Source organism: Streptomyces sp. NPDC005393, assembly GCF_040606675.1.
Taxonomy (GTDB): domain Bacteria; phylum Actinomycetota; class Actinomycetes; order Streptomycetales; family Streptomycetaceae; genus Streptomyces.
Window position 1 is genome coordinate 1 of the sequence record NZ_JBEXFG010000117.1, and the last position, 3,194, is coordinate 3,194.

The window sequence follows — 3,194 nt, forward strand, 5'->3', positions numbered from 1 at the left end:
GCCACCGGCGGACGCGGTGTGGATGTGGTGCTGAACAGCCTCGCCGGACCCTTCGTCGACGCCTCGCTGCGGCTGCTGGCCGACGGCGGCCGGCTGCTGGAGATGGGCAAGACCGATATCCGTGATCCGGAGCAGATGGCGGCGGAGTACCCAGGTGTGGCGTATCAGGTCTACGACCTGATCATCGATGCCGGGCCCGACCGTATCGGCCGGATGCTGAGCGAGTTGAGTGAGTTGTTCGCGGCCGGTGTGCTGGCGCCGCTGCCGGTGCGGGCGTGGCCGCTGAGCCGGGCGCGTGAGGCGCTGCGGTATCTGAGTCAGGCGAAGCACACAGGCAAGCTGGTGCTGGACGTACCGGCGGCGGTGGATCCGGACGGCACCGTACTGATCACCGGTGGCACCGGCACCCTGGGCGCGCTGGTCGCCGAACACCTGGTACGCACCTGGCGGGCCAGGCATCTGTTGCTGGTGAGCCGCCGTGGGCCGCACGGCCCGGGGGCCACGGATGTGGCCGCCCGGCTGACCGCTCTGGGCGCACAGGTACGGATCGCCGCCGCCGACGTCACGGATGCGGCCGCGGTGGCCGATCTGGTGGCGGGGATCGATGCGGAGCATCCGCTGACCGGGGTGATCCACGCGGCGGGTGTGCTGGACGATGCGGTGGTCACCTCGCAGACCCCGGACCGGTTGGCTCGGGTGTGGGCGGCGAAGGCCACGGCGGCGGCCCATCTGCATGCGGCGACGGCGGATCTGCGGCTGGGCATGTTTGTGATGTTCTCCTCGGCCGCCGGGGTGATGGGCAGTCCGGGGCAGGCCAACTACGCTGCGGCGAATGCCTTTTGCGATGCGCTGGCCGCGCACCGCCGGTCCGCCGGTCTGCCGGGGGTGTCGGTGGCATGGGGCCTGTGGGCCGACACCAGCGGAATGACCGGCGACCTGGCCGAGGCGGACCTGGCCCGGATGTCCCGCTCGGGTGTCGCCGCGTTGTCCAGCGAACACGCGCTCGGGCTGCTCGACGCCGCCGTCGAACACGGTGGTCATCAGCTGATCGCAGCGGATGTGAACACGCGAGTCCTGGCCGCCCAGTCCGCTGCCGCCCTCCCCGCCGTGCTCCGCGCCCTGGCTGCCACCGGCGCCGGTGGTGCCGCTGGGCGACGTATGGCGGCGGCGGCCGGTGAGCAGCCGGCCGACTGGGCGGGTCGGCTGGTGGGCATGTCGGCCGGTGAGCGGCATCGTGCGGTGCTCAATCTGGTCCGTGGCCACGTGGCCACGGTTCTGGGACACGCCGACACCGAAGCCGTGCAGGCCGAGTCCAACTTCAAGGAGCTGGGCTTCGACTCGCTCACCGCCGTCGAGCTGCGCAACCGACTGGCCGCGGCCACCAGTCTCCGTCTGCCCGCCGCCCTCGTCTTCGACTATCCGGAGGCGGCCGTGCTGGCCGACTATCTGCTGGAGCGCATCGCACCCGCGGAGGGCGCCTCCCCGGGACGAGCCGGTGTCGACCCCGTCCTCAATGAACTGGCCAGACTGGAAGCCACCTTGGTCGGCCTGGAGGTGGAGGAGGGCGATTCGGGGACGGTCACGGCGCGCTTGGAGAGCCTGCTGGCGAAGTGGAAGGCGACACGGAAGTCGGCGGAACAGATGACTGCCGCGGAGAGGCTGGAGTCCGCGTCCGCGGCCCAGGTTCTTGACTTTATCGACAATGAGCTTGGTGTGTCCTGAATGTGCCGGGCGCGACCCTCGCTGAAGGCCGGGTGATACCTCATGGTCAACGTGAATGAAGAAAAGCTGGTCGAGTATCTCAAGCGGGTATCCGCGGATTTACACGATACGCGACTGCGTTTGCGTGAGGCGGAGGAGCGGTCCCAGGAGCCGGTGGCGATCGTGAGCATCGCCTGCCGGTTCCCAGGCGGAGTCGACACTCCGGAGGCGCTGTGGCGGTTGGTTTCCGAGGGCATTGACGCGATCGGGGACTTTCCCACCAACCGTGGCTGGGATCTGGACGGCCTTTATCACCCCGACCCCGATCACCCGGGCACCACCTATGTCCAGCGGGGCGGATTCCTGTATGACGCCGATCAATTCGACCCCCCGTTTTTCGGCATCAGCCCGCGCGAGGCGCTGGCGACCAGTCCACAGCAGCGACTGCTATTGGAAACCGCCTGGGAGGCATGTGAGCGCGCGGGAATCGATCCCGTTTCCCTGAAAGGTTCTTCAACGGGCGTATACGCCGGTACGGCTACCACCGGCGGCACGACATCGGGTGACCTCCCGCGGAAAGCGGCCGAGGGATACGCGGGCAACGCCCCGAGCCTGCTGTCCGGCCGTGTGTCGTACACCTTCGGCCTGGAGGGGCCGGCGGTGACGGTGGAGACAGCATGCTCGTCGTCTCTGGTCGCGATGCACTTGGCGTGCCAGGCGCTGCGGCAGGGAGAGTGCACACTGGCCCTGGCCGGCGGTGTGACGGTGATGGCCACTCCCGAGGTGTTCACCGGTTTCTCCCGGCAACGCGGGCTGTCTCCGGACGGGCGGTGCAAGGCGTTCGCGGCCACCGCGGACGGTACGGGCTGGGGCGAGGGCGTCGGGCTGCTGCTGTTGGAGCGGCTGTCCGACGCGCGGCGCAACGGCCATCAGGTGCTGGCGGTCATCCGGGGTTCGGCCATCAACCAGGATGGCGCCAGCAACGGGTTCACGGCGCCGAACGGTCCATCGCAGCAGCGGGTGATCCGGCAGGCGCTGGCCAGCGCCCGGTTGTCACCGTCCGAGGTGGACGCGGTCGAGGCGCATGGCACGGGCACCAAGCTGGGCGACCCGATCGAGGCCGACGCGCTCATCGCCACATACGGCCGGGACCGGCCGGAGGACCGCCCTCTGTGGCTTGGCTCGCTCAAGTCCAACATTGGTCATACGCAGGGCGCCGCCGGTGTGGCCGGCGTGATCAAGATGGTGATGGCCCTGCGCCACGGGGTACTGCCGCCCACTCTGCATATCGACGAGCTCACGCCCCACGTGGAGTGGGACGGCGGCGGTGTGCGGCTGCTGACCGAGGCGGTCGAGTGGTCGAGCGGTGATCGGCCGCGGAGGGCGGGGGTGTCTTCCTTCGGTATCAGTGGCACCAATGCGCATGTGATTGTGGAGCAGGCTCCTGAGGTGGGGGAGCGGGGCGCGGTGGGGCCTTCGCGTGACGGCGGTGG

Annotated in this window: 2 protein-coding genes; both read left to right on the top strand. The window is 69.5% G+C overall.

Translation table 11 applies throughout. The features are described 5' to 3' along the window. On the top strand, positions 1-1,722 hold a 1,722-nt coding region (locus tag ABZS71_RS35405; RefSeq protein WP_356216918.1), incomplete at its 5' end, for an SDR family NAD(P)-dependent oxidoreductase. Between the two features lie 42 nt (positions 1,723-1,764). Beyond that, on the top strand, positions 1,765-3,194 hold a 1,430-nt coding region (locus tag ABZS71_RS35410; RefSeq protein WP_356216921.1), incomplete at its 3' end, for a beta-ketoacyl synthase N-terminal-like domain-containing protein.